The organism is Streptomyces sp. NPDC093221, from assembly GCF_044753885.1.
Classification (GTDB): Bacteria; Actinomycetota; Actinomycetes; order Streptomycetales; family Streptomycetaceae; genus Actinacidiphila.
The window spans coordinates 775,847-793,293 of record NZ_JBIVOA010000003.1; the positions used below are offsets into that span (position 1 = coordinate 775,847).

Genomic DNA, 17,447 nt, shown 5'->3' on the forward strand with positions numbered 1-17,447 from the left:
GCCTCGCGCTAGCTGATGGTTTCCGTCCGCTCGGCCAGGCTGGTCGCGCCGCGCTCGGTCAGCGAGCCGTGCAGCCGCAGCCGGGATATGCCGCCGTCGGGGAAGATCTCGATCCGGACGTGGGTGGCCGGTATCGGGTTGACCAGGAAGCGGTGCACACTGTCCGGCTGGAGCTTGACCCGCGGCAGCAGCGGGATCCACTCGCCGTCCTCCCCGTCGCGGACCGACAGCGTCGCCCAGCCCGCCGCGTTGCCCTTGAGATAGGCCGTGTCGATCTCGATGGCGCGGATCACGCCCTGGTCCACGAGCCGGTACTGGATCCAGTCGTTCCCGGTGTCACGGCGGCGGCGGGTCTCCCAGCCGTCGTCCATCTTCCGGGAGCGGCCGGGCAGGATGGTGTGCTCGGGCGGGGAGTAGAAGCGGTCGGAGGCGTCCTCCACTGTGCCGCCGTTCTCCAGCGCCACCAGGTCGAAGGTGCCCAGCTCGGCCAGCCACCCCGGGTCGGGCGCCACCTCGCCGTAGACCCGCAGCCGGGCGATCCCCCCGTCGGGGTGCTGCCGCAGGCGCAGGTGGGTGAAGCGCCGCTCCACATGCACCGCGAACGCGTTCTCCGCGTGCCCGCCGACCGCCGTGCGCGGGACCAGCTCGGTCCACTCCACCGCCGGGTCGAGCAGATCCTCGGGCGCCGCCGACATCGAGTGCGCGGTGGCCTCCACCGACACCGCCTGCGGGTAATTGCCCCGGAAGTGCGCGGTGTCGATCACCAGGCCGCGGATCACGCCCGGCGCCCCCAGCCGTATCAGCGCCCAGTCGTGGTCGGCCGGATCGGGGTGCGGGACCTGCGCGGACGCCCCCCGCCTGCGCCGCGTCTCCCAGCCGTCCATGATCTTGCCCTTGTGCCCGAAGCGCTCGGGGTCGAAGACCGCGGGCCCGGCCACCAGCAGATTCTCCCGCTCGGCGAAGAACTCGTCATTGGCGGCGACCACCCCCGCGCCCAGCCTGCGGTCGGCCAGGTCCGCGAGTCCCGCGAACGGAAGCTCCACGCGGCGGTAGTCCGCGAAGGGGTTGCCGCCGCCGTAAGGAAGCGCGTCACCCGTGAAGGAGGTCAGGTCCGTGAAAGTGCCGGCCCCGGTCCCGGCCGCCGCGCCTGCCGCCGCTCCCCCAGCCGTTCCCCCAGCCGGTGCCGTCCCCGGCACCGATCCCGCTGCCGTCGTCTCATGCGTCTCTGTCGTCGTCATGTCTCTACTCTCGGCCGACCCGACCCTTCACGTCCATCGAAACTTACTGAAGCCATTGTTCAGTCCAACTGCATGGTCGGGTCCAGCTCCGCGGCCCGCCGCAGCGCCCCCAGCGTCCGCCGCAGCAGCGGGGCGTCCTGCGAGCCGCCGCGCACCGCGCCCACGATCCGGCGCCGCGGCCGGTCCACGTCCAGCGGGCGTACCGCCAAGTCCTGGGTCAGGGCGCCGGACGCGGACATCCGCGGCACCAGCGCGATCCCCATTCCGGCCGCGACCAGGGCGAAGATCGCGGGCCAGTCGGCGGCGGCGTGCGCCTGCTCCGGCACGAATCCGGCCTCGGCGCAGGCCGCCAGGGTGATCTCGCGCCACGGTCCGCGACTGCCGAAGATCCACGGGTCCTCGGCGAGCTGGGCCAGTCGCAGCCCCGGCGCGGCGGCCAGCGGATGCGTCGCGGGCAGCGCGATGTCCAGCGGGTCGGTGAGCAGCGGGGCGATCACGAAGCGCGTGTCGCGGGCCGTCGGCGCGTCCACGGCCAGCGACAACGCGAGATCCACGTCTCCGGCGGCCAGCTCCTCGTACACCTCGGCGGCCTCCGCCTCGCGCACCGACAAGGTGATGCCGGGCGCGTCGCGGCGCAGCAGCCGGGCGGCGGGCACCACCAGGCGCGTGATGGACGTGGCGATGGCGCCGACCTTCACGACGCCGACCTCGCCCTGTGCGTACCCGTCGAGTTCGGCGCCCGCGCGTTCGAGCTGCGCGAAGACGACCTCGGCGTGTCTGAGCAGGACGTGTGCGGCGCCGGTCAGCCGTACGCCGCGACCGCGCGCCTCCAACACCGGCGTGCCGATCTGCTTGGAGAGCGCGGCCAGTTGCTGCGAGACGGCCGACGGGGTCATCCGCAGCGCGCCCGCGGCGGCCGTGACCGTACCGGTGTCGCGCAGCGCGCGGAGGATTTGCAGCTTGCGGAGATCCCAGTCCTTCATGCAGCCAGCCTAAACAATTCCGGCCCGATACCCCGACTCAAACCGAACGGTGCATGGGACGCAGGATTCGTACGAGGCGCCCGTACGCCCCCCGAAGGCCCCCTTGAGTCCGCCGGACGGATCAGGACGCCGCGCTCCCCTCCGCCACCACACCCTCGCGGTGCTGCTGCGGGCTGATGCCGCGGACGCGCTTGAAGGCGGCGCTGAGCGCGAAGGGGCTGCCGTATCCCACCTTGCGGGCCACGGCGCCAATGGTGGCGTCCGGCTCGCGCAGCAGGTCGGCGGCGAGGGAGAGCCGCCAGTTGGTCAAATACGACATGGGCGGTTCGCCGACGAGATCGGTGAAGCGGCGGCCGAGGGCGGCGCGGGAGACGCCGGTCCTGGCGGCCAGCGCCGCGACCGTCCACGGGTGCGCGGGGTCGTCGTGCAGCAGGCGCAGCGCGGGGCCGACGACCGGGTCGCTCTGGGCGACGTACCAGGCGGGCGCGCCGGCCTCCGGGCGGGAGAACCAGGCGCGCAGCACCGCGATCAGCAGCAGGTCGAGGAGCCGGTCGAGGACGACCTCCTGCCCCGGCTCGTCCCTGACGATCTCCTCGCAGAGCAGTGCGGGCAGCGGGCTGGCCCAGGCGTCGCCCGGCATGACCAGGACGTGCGGCAGGGCGGAGAGCAGCCGCTGGCTGATCTCGCCGCGCATCTGATACGTCCCGGTGATCATCACGACGGAGTCCTCGGCGGTCCCGGCACCCCTCTGACCTGCGCCGACGGCTCCCGACACGGACCGCACCGGTCCCGGCGCGCCGACCGTACCCACCGCCTCGGGCGGCACGTCACCCCACGTCCGGACCCCCAGGTCCATCTCCTCGCACAGCTCGACGCCCTGCGGCGTCGCGGAGACCTGTCCTGGATGGATGACGATCTGCGGCTCGGTGGCCGGCGCGTCCGCGACCGTGTACGGCTCCGGGCCCCGGATCACCGCGATGTCACCGGGGCACAGCCGTACGGGGTCGCCCTTGTCCGGCACCACCCAGCCGTCGCCGCGCACCATCAGGGCCAGCGTCAGCGGCGCCCGGTCCTCGATCCGCAGCGACCAGGGCGGGGTGAGGATCGACCGCAGCAGGAAGGCGCCTCGGGCCCGCGGCCCGTCCAGCAGATTCGCCAGTGCGTCCATGCGCCCAGCCTAGGACTGGACGCCCGCGCATGGGGGTGAGCTTTTCGACGATGGTCCCGCCGCCGTCGCCGCCGTTTCACTGAGGCCATGACACCGAACGCGCATACCGCGCCCCGCGACCGGACACCTCAGCGGGCACCTCGACAGCCACCTCAGCAGCCACCTCAACAGGCTCCGCACCAGCAGGATTACGCGGCGTGGCCGTACGGTACGCCGCCGCCTCAGCCGATGTCCGGCGGCGGCGCGGCGGACCCGGAGCGGCAGCCGCGCCGGGAGCGGCCGCTCCCGCAGGACCGCTCCGGTCGGGACCGCCAACCCGCCTACCAGCGGCCCGAGTCGGGCCGGAATCCGACCGCTCGTCCCCGAGGACCCAGAGGAGTTGCCATGTCCGGCGACATCCGCAGTCTCGTGCTGCTCGCCGCCACGCTCGCCACCGGCCTGATGGCGGGCCTGTACTTCGCCTTCTCCGTCGCCGTCATGCCGGGCCTCGCCGCCTCCGACGACCGGACGTTCGTGGAGGCCATGCAACGCGTCAACGTGGCCATACTCAACGGCTGGTTCAGCCTCGCCTTCGGCGGCGCCCTGGTCCTGGGCGGGATCGCGGCGGCGCTGCACTGGCGCGGCGACGGACGGCCCGCGCTGCCGTGGATCATCGCCGGGGTGGCCCTCTACGCCGCCTCGCTCGTCGTCACCATGGGCTTCAACGTCCCGCTCAACGACAAGCTCGCCGCCGCGGGCGACCCGTCGAAGATCCGCGATCTCGCCGCCGTCCGGGAGCAGTTCGAGTCCGCCTGGCTGCGCTGGAACGTCGCCCGCGTCCTGACCACGACCGCCGCGCTCGGCTGCCTCGCCTGGGCCCTGCGGCTGGGCCGGGGATGACCCCCGCCGGGCCGACGGGCGAACGGCGCGCGGCTTCGCGGCCGTTACGGCCTAAGGCGTGTCCGGCGGATCATGGGCGGTCCAGGCGGCGTCTGGTGTTCCCCCGGCCTCCGTCCGGGGGCCTTGAGCGCAAGGCGCCGGGGTGGCCTCAAAGCGGAGCTATTCGGGTGTTCCGGCGACGCGGCGGGCGTGCGTGCCAGGCGCTGCCAGCCAGAGGCGGCTTTACGGACACGCCCTGGGCGGTCACCGCGGCCGCGATCCGCCGCGCCACCTCGTGGGGGGCGACGTCCGCCGTCTCGACGATCTCGGCCTCCTCGCGCAGCCAGGGGAGGGCGTCGGCGTACGGGGCGACGTGGTCGTGCCGCCAGCGTCGGATGCCGGTGCCCTCGGGGTCGTTGTCGATCCGCGCGGCGAGCGTCAACGGGTCGGCGTGCAGCACGAAATGCCGCAGCGGAATGCCGGACTTCGCGAGCCCGTCGCGCAGTTCGGTCCAGTACGCCCGCACCAGCACCGACTGCGGTACGACCAGCGTCCCGCCGACGTAACCGAGATCTGCGCGGCCGTCTCGACCACGAGGGCGCGCCACGGCGGATGGTCCTGGAAGTCGGCGACGGGGACCGAGGCGAGGACGGGGCGCAGCATGGAGCCGACCGTCTCGGAGTCGAAGATCCGCGCGTCGGGGAGGAGTTCGGTGAGCAGCCGGGACGTCGTGGTCTTGCCGACGCCGAAGGTGCCGTTGAGCCAGACGATCATGCCCGCGAGCACAACGGGCACGTGGGCGGCCGTCCGGGGACCCCGACAGGACTACGGGGCCGGCGCGTACGGCCGACGGCGGGCGTTCGGCGTCAGGTGAACGATCCGTGGCGGCCCTCGCCGGAGGCGAAGCGGGAGGCGCCCGCCGCCGCCTCGGTCAGGGAGATCCGGCCGTGCGCCAACTCCACGGCCAGGGCGGCCTCTTCGGGCAGACCTTCCTGCTCCAGCAGGGAGAGCCGGTCCTCGCGCAGGCAGGTCTGGGGGAAGGCGGCGATCTCGGCCGCGAGTCGCTCGGCGGCGGCGCGGGCGGTGCCGGTCGGGACGACGCGGTTGACGAGGCCGATGGCGAGGGCTTCCGCCGCGTCGACCGGACGGCCGGTGAGGACGAGGTCCATCGCCCGGCCCGCGCCGATCAGCCGGGGCAGCCGTACGGTGCCGCCGTCGATCAGCGGCACGCCCCAGCGGCGGCAGAAGACACCGAACACGGCGTCCTCCTCGGCGACGCGGAGGTCGCACCAGAGCGCGAGTTCGAGGCCGCCCGCGACGGCGTGCCCGGAGACGGCGGCGATCACCGGTTTCCCGAGCCGCATACGGGTCGGCCCCATCGGGCCGTCGCCGTCGTCGGCGACGGTGTTGCCGCGTGCGGTGCCGATCGCCTTGAGGTCGGCGCCCGCGCAGAAGGTGCCGCCCTCGCCCCAGAGGACGGCGACGGCCACCTCCTCGTCCGCGTCGAAGGCGCGGAAGGCGTCCGCGAGCGCGGCGGCCGTGGGCCCGTCCACCGCGTTGCGCGCCTCCGGCCTGGACAGCACCACGGTGGTGACGGCGCCTTCGCGCTCGCTGCGTACGGACATCTCTCGCGCCTTCCGGTCGGCCGTCTGCATGTCTACGTGTTTACGTGTCCATGTGTCCATGTGTCGCGGGCATCGCACATGGACCGTGTACCCGCAGCGTTAACACGCGGCCACCCGCCTGAGCAAGACACCCCCTGGGGGTATATTGTCAACCGGGTGACAGCGGACGGCGACGGTACGGCACACGCGCACCGGCCGCGTACGCCCCGGCTGTTGGCGGTGTGCGCGGTCCTGCTCGGGCTGTTTTTCATGCACGGCGCACCGGCTTCCGCGAGCGAGGGCTGCCACGGCGTGCCCATGGCCATGAACATGGGCACGGACATGGGTATCGCGCGGATGTCCACTACCGCGCCCGTCGCCGCCACCACCCACTCGACTCCGCACGTACGGCCGCAGGCCCCCGCCCCCCACGTCGCCAAGACCGGCTCCGGCGGTACGTGTTGGGCCACGCCCGTACGCGCGCGGGCACCGCTCACCGGCTGGGCGCAGGTCGCCTTCGCCGTACCGCCCTTGCTGGGGGCGGGGTTGGCCGCCTCCGGCACCGCCCCGTCTCGGGACCGGCGGCGCGCTCCGCCGCCGGGCGGGCGGGCGATATTGCTGCGGGTGTGCGTCGCGCGGACGTGAAGGGGCCCGCCGCGCCGGGGAGTTCCCGGTGCGGCGTCGCGCCCTCACATCCGTCCGCATCGCATCCACACGCGCGCCGTTTTCCGCGCGCTCACCCGAAAGAGCATCATGCGAACACTCCGGCCCGCTCTCCTCGCGGCCACCGCCGCGACCTGCGCTCTGCTGCTCGGCCTGACCGCCTGCGGCGGCGGCTCCTCCGCGACCACCGGCCAGGCGCACGGCCACGCCCCGGCGTCGTCACCCGAGCCGCGCACGTCGCCCACCGCGTCCATGCCCTCGAAACCCTCCATGCCGTCCACTCCCTCCATGAACGGCATGGACGGCATGGACGGCATGGACGCCCCAGCCTCCGCCAACGGCCTGTCCGCCGACCGCGACGGCTACCGCCTCGTCTCCCCCGACGCGCGGCTGCCTTCCGGTGCGCCCGCCACGTACCGCTTCTCCGTCACCGCGCCCGACGGCAGGCCGTTGACCGCCTTCGCGCTCGACCAGACGCAGCGGATGCACTTCTACGCCGTCCGGTCCGATCTCACCGGCTTCCAGCACGTGCATCCGGGGATGGCGAAGGACGGCACCTGGACGGCGCGGCTGGCGGCGCTCGCACCCGGCGCGTGGCGGTTCTTCGCGTCCTTCACGCCGGACGCGGGCCCCGGCAAGGGGACGGACGTCGTCCTGAGCCGTACGGTCACGGTCCCCGGCGCCGCCTCGTCGCCCGTGCCGCTGCCCGCGCCCAAGACCAGCGCCACGGTGGACGGTTACACGGTGACGGTGAAGGGCGACATCATGGCGGGCATGGCGCATCCGCTGGCCGTGACCGTGACCAGGAACGGCCCCCCGGTGACCGATCTCCAGCCGTACCTGGGGACGTACGCGCACCTGACGGCGTTCCACGCCGGTGATCTGGCGTTCGCGCACCTGCATCCGACGACGGCCGTGAACGGCGATCACGGCGGCCCCGAACTGGCCTTCCACGCCGAGCTTCCGACGGCGGGCGACTGGCGGCTGTTCCTCCAGTTCCGCACGCAGAACACCCTGCACACGGCCGCGTTGACGCTCCGCGCGGGCTGACGCACCGCCACCACGGGCACTGCACGCGGAGTTGACTCAGCGCGGCGTCAGTGGTGTTCCTGGACGAGCACCGCGAGGGTGTCCGGCTCCAACGCGCGGAAGATGTGCGGCTCGTCGCCCGGATAGGCGATGTAGTCGCCGGGGTGGAGTTCGACGGGATCGTCCGTGAGGCCGACCAGCGCGCGGCCGGTACTGAGCACCACGTGCTCGATCATGCCGGGCGCGTGCGGGTCGGACTCACGGGCGGTGCCGGGCTGTACGGACACCAGGTAGATGTCACGGCGCGCGTGCGGCGGGCAGGAGGCGAGGAGTGTGGCCACGTAATCCGCGCGCTCGGCGGCGAAGGCGACGCCCTCGCCCGCGCGGACGACGCGGACGCGGGGGCGGGGCGGGTCGACGAGCTGGGCGAAGGCCACGTTCAGGGTGACGCTCAGCGCCCACAGGGTCTCGACGCTGGGGTTGCCGGTGCCCGATTCGAGCTGGGAGAGCGTGGATTTCGCGATGCCCGCGCGGCGGGCGACCTCGGCGAGGGACAGGCCCGCGCGGCGGCGCTCGCGCTGGAGGGATTCCGCGATGGCCGCCAGCGGTGCCCGCCCGCTCTGCCGCTCCCGTCCGTTCTCGTCCGCGCCGCGTCCCGGCTCCCCCGACTCTCCTGACGCGTGCGCCCCCTTGTCCGCCGCCATCGCCGCACCCTTCGTTCGCCAAACTAGTCCACTCGTTCGCCTTGACGAACGATCCTCGCTCCGTTCATTATAGGCGGCGATGCGTTCGATATGGCGAACTCCGGAGAAGGACCTGGTGCGGGACATCGCCCTGGTCTGCGTCGCCGATGCCGTCGTCGGGGTGTCGTTCGGCGCCATCGCCGTGGGGCTCGGCCTGCCGGTGTGGCTGCCGATGCTCCTGTCGGTGGTGGTCTTCGCGGGCGCGTCGCAGTTCATGTTCATCGGCATCGTGGCGGCGGGCGGCAATCCGGTGGCGGCGGTCGTCGCGGGCCTGCTCGTGAACGCGCGGCACGTACCGTTCGGCTTCGCGGTCGGCGACGTCTTCGGCACCGGGCCGCTCCGCCGCATCGCGGGCAGCCATCTGATGGCGGACGAGACCGTGGCCTTCACCCTCGCCCAGCGCGAACCGGAACGGCGGCGGGCGGCGTACTGGGCGTGCGGCATCGGCCTGTTCGTCTGCTGGAACGCCGGTGTCGTCCTGGGCGCTCTGGGCGGCGGCGCGGTCGGCGACACCGACGCCTTCGGGCTGGACGCGGCCTTCCCCGCCGTGCTGCTGGCCCTGGTACTGCCGTCCCTCGGCGACTCCGCGACGCGCGGGGCAGCGCTGGCCGGAGTGGTGCTCGCGCTCGTCGCGACGCCGTATCTGCCCGCCGGACTGCCGGTGTTGCTCGCCTTGGCCGGGGTCGGAGCGGCGCGGGCGGGCGGTCGTCGCGAGGAGCCGGACCCCGCCGCGCGGACCGGAGCGGGACGATGAGTACGGGGGACGAGCCTGCTGCTCGCCACCGTCGCCCTGGGCGCGGGCACCTTCGCCTTCCGTTTCGCCGGGCCCGTGCTGCGCGCCCGCGTCACCCTCTCGCCGCGCCTGGAACGGCTGATGGCGCTCTGCGTCGTCGCGCTGCTCGCCGCCCTGGTCGCCACCTCCACCCTCACCGAGGGCCACGGCTTCGCCGGAGCCGCCCGCCCGGCCGGGGTCGCCGTCGGCGGTCTGTGCGCGTGGCGCCGGGCACCCTTCCTCGTGGTGGTGCTCGCCGCCGCGGCCACCACGGCGGCGCTGCGGCTGCTGGGCGCGAGCTGAAAGCGGTACGGACGTGACGCGGGCCCCACAACCCACCGAAGCGCCCCTGACGTGGCGTCAATTCCGTTGAAGATCGGCTCGATTCGTAGCTGACAGCCGGATTCCAGATCGTGTTACGTGACATGTCTCCGTCGATTCACGCTCGGCAGTCACCGTCCGGACGGAGAGACACCCCCCACTGGAGGACACGTGACCGGTCCGCTGTCCCGACGAGTTTCCCTACGACTGCGCACGGCGCTGCTCGGCGTGCTCACCACATGCCTGGCGTTCACCGTCGCCGGAGCCGGAGGCGGCGCATCCGCGTCCGCCGCTGACACCGGCTCCCTGCCGTTCTCGGGCGCCACGACGTCCGGCCTGCACAACACCTACGACCCCGCCGCCTTCCCGTACCTCGCCCAGGCGTTGGACACGGGCACGTCGCTGATCGAACTGGACGTGTGGGACGACTTCTTCACCCAGGAGTGGAAGGTCAGCCACTCCAGCCCGACCAGCAACGGCAACAACTGCGTGGACGCGTCCTCGCCGTCGCAGCTCTACACGGGCGGCGCGAACAAGGACCTGGAGAGCTGCCTGGACGACGTACGCGTCTGGCTCGGCGCGCACCCCGGCCACGCGCCGCTGATGATCAAGCTGGAGATGAAGGCGGGCTTCCAGGCCAACCTCGGCATGAGCCCTGCCAAGTTGGACCAGTCGATCAGCGCGCACCTCGGCAGCCTGGTGTTCAAGCCGTCCGACCTGCTGGCCAAGCCCGGCGGCGGCAGCTACGGCACGCTCGACGAGGCCGCCCAGGCGGGCAACTGGCCGACGCGGCAGCAACTCGCGGGCAAGGTGATCCTGGAGATCATCCCCGGCACCGTCGAGGAGAACAACCCGACCGACACGCTGTGGACGGACGTCGAGTACGCGAGCTACCTCAAGGGGCACGTCTCGACCGCCCAGGTCTTCCCGACCGTGCACAACGTCCAGTCGGGCGACCCGCGTTCGCGCTACTCCGACGCCTCGCTGCGCCCGTGGTTCGTGATCTTCGACGGTGACGCCTCGGCGTTCCTCAACGTCGACACGAACTGGTACGACGCGCGTCATTACCTGCTCGTGATGACCGACTCGCAGAATGTCGCGCCCGCCCTGGACGACGCGAATCCGTCCCCGGCCGACGCGCAGGCGCGGATCGCCCAACTCGCCGCGGCTCACGCGACGATCGCCTCGAACGACTGGAAGGGGCTTCCCCAGATCCAGTCGCTCGTCCTGCCGCGCGGCAACGGCTGACGGTCCTGGATCCAGGGTCGGCCGCGGCCTCGGCCGCGCAGCACGGCACCCCACGGCGACCGCCGGCCGTGGGGTGCCGTTCCTTCTCCGCCTGCCTTTCCCGTCCCGCTCAGACGGGGACGGCGCCGCCGAACGCGGGCGCCCGGTAGGTGTCGAGGCGGCCGGCCTTCGGCCCGGCCGCCTCCTCCCGGTGCAGGCCGCGGACCGCGGGCAGCGCCGCCGCCAGCGTCCGCGTCGACGCCTCCGTCCACGGGCCGCCCGGCACCAGCACCACGTGCCCGATGCCCAGACCGGCGAAGTGGCGGCAGTGCGCGACGAGTTCGTCCGCCGACTCCTGCGGCCGCAGCCTGACGCTGACGGACGTGTCGATGTCGCCGAGCGGGCGGCCGATCTTGCGGCAGTGCACGGCGAGGATGTCGAGCTTGCGGCGGATGGTGGCGCCGCCGTTGGGCACGTCGAGCAGATTGCAGGCGTCGGCGTACCGCGCGACCAGCGGCAGCATCCGTGCCTCGCCGTTTCCGCCGATCAGCACCGGCGGGTGCGGGCCGCTGAGCGGCAGCGGACTGGGGTACGGCCTGGCCAGGTCGCAGTGCGCGCCGCGGAAGGGGCTGTCGTCGCCCGACCACATCCGGTGCGCGAGCCGCAGCACGTCCTCCATCCGCTCGAAGCGTTCGGGGGCGCCGGGCGCGGGCGGGCCCAGCGCGGCGGCCTGGTGGTCGGCGTATCCGGCGCCGATGCCGAGCCAGGCCCGGCCGCCGGACAGGACGTCGAGCGTCGTGACCGCCGTGATCAGCGGGCCGGCCGCGCCGTTGCCGACCGGGCTCGCCATGGCGCCGAGCCGCACCCGTTCACTGCGCGACGCGAGGAGTCCCAGCGTCGTGTACGCCTCCAGGACCGCCTCGTCCGGTGAGCGCGTCGGGTCGGTCCGCGTCGGGTCGGTCCGCGTCAGGTCGGTCCGCGTCGGGTCCGTCCGCGTCAGATGGTCCGTGACCCACACCGTGTCGAGCCCGATCTCGTCGGCGGTGGCGACGACCCGCTCCAACTGCCGTGCGGAGCCGCGCGGTCCCTCGGGCCAGGCGTCGTGGGCGACACTGATACTGATCCGCATCGTCTACGCCTCCGGTCCCGGACGGTCGCCGGTCGGACTGAGGTGGAGCGCGGCCAACCGCCATACGCCGTCGGTCTCGACGATCGTCTGCGTCACCCGGAAGTACCCGTCCGCGTCCCGCCCGTCGAAGATGCTCTGCTGGCCCTGCACTCCGGTGGCGACGGCCGCCCGCCCGTACTGACGGATCGTCACCTCGGCCCAGGTGAAGGCGTCGTGGACGAGCGCGCCGGAGGCGTAGCGGTCGAGCCACTGCTTCTTGTCGAGGACGAAGCCGCGCGGTCCCACCGCGCTGAAGTCGTCGGTCAGCAGCGCGTCCAGCGCGGTCACGTCGCCGCGCCGTTCCGCCTCGGTCCATCGGCGCGCGAAGTCCGTCAGCTCCTGCTCGTCTTCCATGGCCGTGCCTCCTCGCGAGCGGGTGCGAAAGCCCCGGTGGAGGCCGGACTCCCGGCCACCCGTGTGCCGGTCCGGGGTGCCTCACCAGACTCCCGCGTACGCCGCCGCGCCGCATCGCCCGGCGGTATGCCTCTGCCGTACTCCCCCGGTCAACCCGCCCCGCCCCCACCCGTACTCCCCGGGGAGTAACGCCTCGCCCACGCCCTCCCCTCACCCCCTTCGCCGGGCGTTCCCGCCCCGCAATTCGCTGGCCACCCCCACCGCCGCGACGGCACTGTGTCCCCATGCGAGAACCCGCCCGGCGCGTCCGCGCCCTCCACACCCCCACCACGATCACCGTCTACCAGGCCTACGCCCCCGCGATCGGCCTCCCCACCGCCCGCGACGGCCGCTTCCCCGCCGCCTGGAGCCGGGACCGCATGACGTGGATCAAGCCGTCGTTCCTGTGGATGATGTACCGCTGCGGTTGGGGCGCCAAGGCGGGGCAGGAGACGGTGCTCGCGGTGGAGATCACCCGTGACGGATTCGAGTGGGCGCTTCGGCACGCGTGTCTGTCCCACTACTCCCCCGACGTGCACGCCGACCGGGACGCGTGGCGTCGGCAGCTCAAGCGCGCTCCCGCGCGGGTGCAGTGGGACCCCGAACGGGACGTGCGGCTGCGGCCGTTGCCGTACCGGTCGCTGCAACTCGGGCTGTCGGGCGAGGCGGTGCGGGAGTACGCGGACACGTGGATCGTGGGGATCAGGGATGTGACGCCGCTGGCGCGCGAGGTGCACCGCTTGGTCGGGGCCGGGGACGTCGAGGGGGCGGAGCGGCTGGTGCCGGAGGAGCGGGCGTATGACGTCGTGGGCGGGCTGCCGGAGCGGGTGGGCGGGAGTTCGGGTGTCTGACCCGTGGGCGGCGGTGGGCGGGGCCAGGGGCGAGGGTGCCGCCCTGTGGGTCTTCTCGGTCGTGTTCGGGCGGGTCACCGTCGGCATGGTGGCGCAATTCGCGGTGCGCTGGCGGGCGTGCGGATGCGCGGCCTCGGCGATCCGTCAGCGGGCGCGGAGACCGGGAGAGGACTACGCCGACAGCGAGGCGTGGTCGCCCATCACGATCACCGGGTGGTCGGCCGGGACGAGCGTGTGCAGGAGGTCGACCATGTGCGCCGCGGAGACGCTGACGCAGCCGTGCGTCGGGCCGCCGTGGTCGACGTGGACCCAGATGCCGCCGCCGCGGTTGGCACCGAGCGGCTGGGTGCCGTCGAGCGGGGACGTACCGGGCACGCGGTTGTAGTCGATGGCGATGACGTAGTCGAAGGCGGCGTCCAGCGGCTCGCCGTCGAAGCCGACGCCGCCCGCGCGGAAGGCGGACGAGTGGTGGTAGGGCAGCTTGGCGCCCGGATCGGCGTCGAAGCCGCCCGCGTCGCTGAGGGTGAACACGCCGATGGGGCTGTGCAGATCGCCCGAGTGGTGCTTGTCGGTCCAGCCGCGCAGGGCGTTGTGCGCGGGCCAGGCCGCGCCCGCTCTCCAGTGGCCGTCGGCGGTACGGGACCACAGGGTGACGGTGGAGTCGGCGGAGTTCTTGGCCTTGCCCGAGGCCACCAGCACCTGCCGGGAGGCGGCGGGGATCGCGGAGCGGGTCTTGGGGCCGAGGCCCGGGATCACGGTGGGCGCCTCGTCCTTGACGCTCAGGGTGCCGGGGCCCGCGGCCTTGGCGGACGCGCCGGGCACCGCGGCCTGACCGTGCCCGGAGCCGCCGTTCCTGCCGCTGTCCGCGGCGGCGGAACCCGCGCCGTGCCGGTCCATCACCACATATCCGGCGCCGACGACCGCCAGCACGACGAACGCGGCGGCGCCGATCCCGGCCCTCCGTCGCAGCACATGTTTCCGACGCCGGTGGCGGTTTCGGCCACGGCCTTCTGTGGAGCGGCTCTCAGCGAAGGAGCCCGCGGGAGCGGAAGTCATCCCGGCGATCCTCGCAAACTCAGACCCATATGCACCACCCAGGGTGACCTCTCGCCCGATTTGCCCCGCATATCCCCCACCGTCCGCACCCGCCGCGCACACCGTACGCCCTGACCGGGCGTCAGCGAAGGATCAGCGGACGGCGCGGTGGATCGCGACCAGCAGCCGCCACACGTGAGCAGCGAAGGCGTCCGGCGAAAGGTCCAGACGGCCGTGCAGCCAGTCGGCGAGCAGGCCGGTGAACACGGCCGCGGTGGCGGAAGCGGCGAGCGCGGGCGACGGGGCGCCCGCGCGGGTGCGGTCGGCGAACGAACGAGCGCGGAGTTCGTCGTGGAGGAGCGCGCCGAGCGGGCCGCCGCCGCCTTCCGCGATCAGACCGCGGTAGAGGTCGGCCCGCCCGGCCACGACGGCGAGGAATTCGGCCAGCGGCGCGGGCGGCGCGTCGGGCCCCGGCGGCGCGGTCCAGGCGTGCAGCGCGTCGACCGCTTCCCGTACGACGTCGGCGCAGGCGTCGACCGCGAGCGCCTGGAGACCGTCGTAGTGCAGATACAGGGTCGCCCGGCCGACCCCCGCGCGGCGCGCCACCGCCGACAGGCTGATCTGGTCCAGCGGGCGCTGCGCGCACTCGTCGAGCAGCGCGGCCCGCAGCCGGGCGCGGGTCCTGAGCGTACGGGGATCGGACGTCGCGCGCCCCCCGCTCACCTCACCCGTAGCGATCACACCCCTCATCCAGCCACAAGCACCGCCGCCAGCGCCACGACCGCGGGCGCGAACTGCACAAAGAGAATCTTGCGGGACGCGGTCGCCGCGCCGTACGCACCCGCCAGGATCACACAGCACAGGAAGAACACCCGCGCCTGGAAGCCCACCGGGTCGGAGGCGATCAGGCCCCAGACGAGTCCGGCGGCCAGGAAGCCGTTGTAGAGGCCCTGGTTGGCGGCGAGCGGCGCGGTGATCCTGGCGCCCTCGTCGTCGAGCCCGTGCAGCGCCCGGCCGCGCGGACCGCGCCACAGGAACATCTCCAGCACGAGCGCGTACACATGGAAGGCGGCGACCGCGCCGACCAGGATTCCCGCGACGACCTTCACGACCGTGCACCACGCCTTCCGTTGACCGGACTTCCCGCTCTCCGACTTCCTGGACAACTGTACAGGAAGTCGGAAAGCCCTCTCCCTGCCGGGAAGCCCGCCGGGCAGTCGCGTCTGCGCCAGGAAGTCCCTCCAGGCCGGGGGAAGTCGCCTCTGCGCCGGGCAGTCGCCGTTTTACGCGGCCGACCGCACGCGGCTCACACGTCCCGCACTAGCGCCTGCGCCAGCTCGCGCGGTCGGCTCAGCGCGAGCAGATGCCCGCCGGGCAGTTCCTCGACGTCCACGCCGATCCGCTCCTTGCCCAGCCGCCGCTGGAATTCCAGCGGGAAGAAGCGGTCCTGCGCGCCCTGGAGGAAGCGGGTCGGCACATCGGGCCACGCCGTCAGCGGCCACGGCTGCGTGAAGACCCGTTCCGGCGCGCCGCCCGACGGGGCGGAGTTCATGGCCTCCTCGGTGATCTCCCGCGGCACGTCGTGGAAGAAGTCGACGCGCACGTCGAACGCGGTGTCGCGTCCCTCCTCCCGCGCGTACGCCTCGCGCGCGGCCTGCTGGCCGGTGTGGTCCCACCACTCCCCCGCCGTCTCGCCGGGCAGCGGCACCATCGCGTTGAGGAGTACGAGCCGGTCGGCGCGCAGCCGCTCGCAGGCCAGCGGCGCGGAGAATCCGGCGAGCGACAGCGCCACGAGGACCAGCGGCCGGGCCAGCCGGTCGACGTCGCCGCACGCCGCCACGATCGCGTCCGCGTAGGCGTCGAGGTCGGCGGCGCTGTCCTCGGGCAGGTCGAGCGTCACCGCCTCGTGCCCGCGGGCGCGCAGTTCCGGTACGAGCCGGTGCCAGCCCCAGGCGCGGCCGTCCGCGCCGGGGACGAGTACGAAGGTCGCCATCGTTCACGCCTGCTTTCGTCGGGGCGCGCCCGGGACACGGGCCCGCTGCTCCCCATAGGACCGCGGGCGCGGCCGAAACTCATCGCGGATCGGCGGCGGCCGTCCCCGGTCGGCCGGGCCGACGACGGCGGTTTCCGCGCCGCCCGCGTCGTCGTCCCGGCGCCGGTCACGGCCGCCGCCCTTCCCGCCCCCGACTCCGCCCTGACATACGGCGTCGGTACGTCCTCCCCGCCCGGCCGGTCGGGCCCTTCGAGTGCCTCACGGGCTCACCGGCTCACCGCATCAGCGCATCAGCGCATCACCGCCTCAGCGACTCAGCGGCTCAGCCCGAAAGTGATCCGGTACCCGGCCTCGCCCCGACTGGTGAAGGTGCTGGTCGCGTCGTCGTCCACGTACGAGTACGCGAACGGCTCGGCCCTCTTGAACACGTCCGCGTACCTCACCGGCCACTGGTCGGGCAGGCACATCGAGCGCGGCGCCCACGTGCCGCGGCAGCAGTACTGGTCGGTGTCGAAGACCCCGCAGGGCGACTCGCAACCGACCACCCGGCCACCGGACGTCACCTGGAGGGCGGCCGGACAGTCCACGGCGTGGGTGCAGCCCGCGGCCGAGCAGCCGTTCGCCGAGATCGGGTCCTTCGTCGTACCGCCGACGAGGTTGATGTACATCGGGAGGTTGGAGCCGTCGACGAGGCTGACGTCGTAGAAGTCCATCCCGTCCCACGAGTTGAGGTTGAACTCCGCCAGCGTCGCCGGGATCACCCCGTAACCGGGGCACTGGAAGCGGCCGTCGCAGTCGCCGGTCTCGCAGTGGCCGCGGCCCGAGGCGTCGAAGGAGCAGCCGGTACGGCCCCAGAAGCGGCCGTTCCAGTGGTCGGGCACGCGGACGCCGAGGGTCTGCCCAGGGCGCAGGACCCAGCCGGTGGTGGTGAGGGCGGGCCGGGCGGTCTGCTCGCCCGAGGCGAGCCAGATCGTCTGGTCCACGTCGTTGACGAAGGTGAACACCCGGGTGCCGGAACGCGGTGGGAGCTTCGTACCGGCGGGCGACGCGGCGCTGCGCGACGCGGTCGGCCGCGGGAGCTGCCGGGAAGCGGTCGGCTTCGGCTTCTTGGCGGCGGTCGTCGCGGAGGCGGTGACGGTCGGTGTCACGGACGGCGCGGCCGTGGTCGTGACCTGCCCCGCCGATACGGGCGCGGCGCCCGCCGTGGCCGGGGTGTCGGCCGAACCGCCGCCAGGCCGTTGGCCGGAGACCGCCCAGACCGCCACGCACAGGGCCGCGACGGCCAGCGCCACCGCCGCCGACACGGCACCGCGCCGTGATCGTCCGCCGTGCCGAGCTCTGCGTCCCATCGCTTCCTCCGCGCCGTGGCCGCCGTCAATACCGTTGATGCCTGTGGCCAGC

Annotated in this window: 19 protein-coding genes and 1 pseudogene; 7 read left to right on the plus strand and 13 right to left on the minus strand. The window is 73.3% G+C overall.

The window, feature by feature from the left end:
- Positions 1-8: 8 nt before the first annotated feature.
- The 3 genes from alc to ACIQCJ_RS15265 all read right to left on the minus strand — a co-directional run bounded on the left by alc (position 9) and on the right by ACIQCJ_RS15265 (position 3,389).
- Entirely contained in the window at positions 9-1,238 is a 1,230-nt protein-coding gene (gene alc, locus ACIQCJ_RS15255) for an allantoicase (RefSeq protein WP_402711596.1), read from the minus strand.
- 59 nt (positions 1,239-1,297) lie between these two features.
- Complete coding sequence (locus tag ACIQCJ_RS15260; protein ID WP_355339283.1) at positions 1,298-2,221, minus strand: LysR substrate-binding domain-containing protein; 924 nt, start codon at positions 2,219-2,221, stop codon at positions 1,298-1,300.
- 121 nt (positions 2,222-2,342) lie between these two features.
- The gene (locus tag ACIQCJ_RS15265) at positions 2,343-3,389 is read right to left on the minus strand and encodes an AraC family transcriptional regulator (RefSeq protein WP_401855950.1); all 1,047 of its coding nucleotides are present in this window, start codon (positions 3,387-3,389) and stop codon (positions 2,343-2,345) included.
- Between the two features lie 384 nt (positions 3,390-3,773).
- On the opposite strand from ACIQCJ_RS15265, the gene ACIQCJ_RS15270 reads away from it, so the two are divergent.
- Positions 3,774-4,268, plus strand: a complete 495-nt coding sequence (locus ACIQCJ_RS15270; RefSeq protein WP_391163703.1) for an anthrone oxygenase family protein — start codon at positions 3,774-3,776, stop codon at positions 4,266-4,268.
- 148 nt (positions 4,269-4,416) lie between these two features.
- Here the strand turns inward: ACIQCJ_RS15270 and ACIQCJ_RS15275 are convergent.
- Together ACIQCJ_RS15275 and ACIQCJ_RS15280 are read right to left on the minus strand one after the other, a co-directional pair.
- Positions 4,417-5,021 (minus strand): annotated as a pseudogene (locus ACIQCJ_RS15275) (ATP-binding protein).
- 92 nt (positions 5,022-5,113) lie between these two features.
- Positions 5,114-5,872, minus strand: coding sequence for a crotonase/enoyl-CoA hydratase family protein (locus tag ACIQCJ_RS15280; RefSeq protein WP_402711597.1), 759 nt, complete (start codon positions 5,870-5,872; stop codon positions 5,114-5,116).
- Positions 5,873-6,028: 156 nt separating this feature from the next.
- Between ACIQCJ_RS15280 and ACIQCJ_RS15285 the strand changes: the two genes are divergently transcribed.
- Together ACIQCJ_RS15285 and ACIQCJ_RS15290 are read left to right on the plus strand one after the other, a co-directional pair.
- On the plus strand, positions 6,029-6,496 hold the full coding sequence (locus ACIQCJ_RS15285) for a hypothetical protein (protein ID WP_402711598.1): 468 nt from the start codon (positions 6,029-6,031) through the stop codon (positions 6,494-6,496).
- 108 nt (positions 6,497-6,604) lie between these two features.
- On the plus strand, positions 6,605-7,564 hold the full coding sequence (locus ACIQCJ_RS15290) for a hypothetical protein (protein WP_402711599.1): 960 nt from the start codon (positions 6,605-6,607) through the stop codon (positions 7,562-7,564).
- A 47-nt stretch (positions 7,565-7,611) separates the two neighbouring features.
- Here ACIQCJ_RS15290 and ACIQCJ_RS15295 read toward each other — a convergent pair whose 3' ends face one another.
- On the minus strand, positions 7,612-8,247 hold the full coding sequence (locus ACIQCJ_RS15295; RefSeq protein WP_401719427.1) for a helix-turn-helix domain-containing protein: 636 nt from the start codon (positions 8,245-8,247) through the stop codon (positions 7,612-7,614).
- A gap of 79 nt (positions 8,248-8,326) precedes the next feature.
- Between ACIQCJ_RS15295 and ACIQCJ_RS15300 the strand changes: the two genes are divergently transcribed.
- The 3 genes from ACIQCJ_RS15300 to ACIQCJ_RS15310 all read left to right on the plus strand — a co-directional run bounded on the left by ACIQCJ_RS15300 (position 8,327) and on the right by ACIQCJ_RS15310 (position 10,627).
- Positions 8,327-9,040: an AzlC family ABC transporter permease gene (locus ACIQCJ_RS15300; RefSeq protein WP_401855964.1), complete on the plus strand. Its 714-nt coding sequence runs from the start codon at positions 8,327-8,329 to the stop codon at positions 9,038-9,040.
- 15 nt (positions 9,041-9,055) lie between these two features.
- Positions 9,056-9,361 carry an AzlD domain-containing protein gene (locus ACIQCJ_RS15305; protein ID WP_402711747.1) on the plus strand — a complete coding sequence of 102 codons (306 nt, stop codon included), beginning with the start codon at positions 9,056-9,058 and terminating at the stop codon, positions 9,359-9,361.
- A 189-nt stretch (positions 9,362-9,550) separates the two neighbouring features.
- Entirely contained in the window at positions 9,551-10,627 is a 1,077-nt protein-coding gene (locus ACIQCJ_RS15310; protein ID WP_402711600.1) for a phosphatidylinositol-specific phospholipase C domain-containing protein, read from the plus strand.
- Between the two features lie 109 nt (positions 10,628-10,736).
- Here the strand turns inward: ACIQCJ_RS15310 and ACIQCJ_RS15315 are convergent, their stop codons facing one another.
- Together ACIQCJ_RS15315 and ACIQCJ_RS15320 are read right to left on the minus strand one after the other, a co-directional pair.
- Entirely contained in the window at positions 10,737-11,735 is a 999-nt protein-coding gene (locus ACIQCJ_RS15315) for an LLM class flavin-dependent oxidoreductase (protein ID WP_402711601.1), read from the minus strand.
- 3 nt (positions 11,736-11,738) lie between these two features.
- Positions 11,739-12,128 carry a nuclear transport factor 2 family protein gene (locus ACIQCJ_RS15320; protein WP_355339250.1) on the minus strand — a complete coding sequence of 130 codons (390 nt, stop codon included), beginning with the start codon at positions 12,126-12,128 and terminating at the stop codon, positions 11,739-11,741.
- 284 nt (positions 12,129-12,412) lie between these two features.
- Here ACIQCJ_RS15320 and ACIQCJ_RS15325 point away from each other — a divergent pair, with 284 nt between their 5' ends.
- Entirely contained in the window at positions 12,413-13,018 is a 606-nt protein-coding gene (locus ACIQCJ_RS15325) for a DUF4291 domain-containing protein (protein ID WP_402711602.1), read from the plus strand.
- Between the two features lie 171 nt (positions 13,019-13,189).
- Here ACIQCJ_RS15325 and ACIQCJ_RS15330 read toward each other — a convergent pair whose 3' ends face one another.
- From ACIQCJ_RS15330 to ACIQCJ_RS15350, 5 genes are all read right to left on the minus strand, one after another.
- Positions 13,190-13,990, minus strand: a complete 801-nt coding sequence (locus ACIQCJ_RS15330) for a L,D-transpeptidase family protein (protein ID WP_402711603.1) — start codon at positions 13,988-13,990, stop codon at positions 13,190-13,192.
- A gap of 216 nt (positions 13,991-14,206) precedes the next feature.
- The gene (locus tag ACIQCJ_RS15335; RefSeq protein ID WP_391051300.1) at positions 14,207-14,794 is read right to left on the minus strand and encodes a TetR family transcriptional regulator; all 588 of its coding nucleotides are present in this window, start codon (positions 14,792-14,794) and stop codon (positions 14,207-14,209) included.
- Between the two features lie 5 nt (positions 14,795-14,799).
- Positions 14,800-15,162: a DUF1304 domain-containing protein gene (locus tag ACIQCJ_RS15340; RefSeq protein WP_355339239.1), complete on the minus strand. Its 363-nt coding sequence runs from the start codon at positions 15,160-15,162 to the stop codon at positions 14,800-14,802.
- Positions 15,163-15,359: 197 nt separating this feature from the next.
- Entirely contained in the window at positions 15,360-16,046 is a 687-nt protein-coding gene (locus tag ACIQCJ_RS15345) for an alpha/beta hydrolase (protein ID WP_355339237.1), read from the minus strand.
- A gap of 314 nt (positions 16,047-16,360) precedes the next feature.
- Complete coding sequence (locus ACIQCJ_RS15350) at positions 16,361-17,395, minus strand: thaumatin family protein (protein WP_402711604.1); 1,035 nt, start codon at positions 17,393-17,395, stop codon at positions 16,361-16,363.
- Between the last annotated feature and the right edge of the window lie 52 nt (positions 17,396-17,447).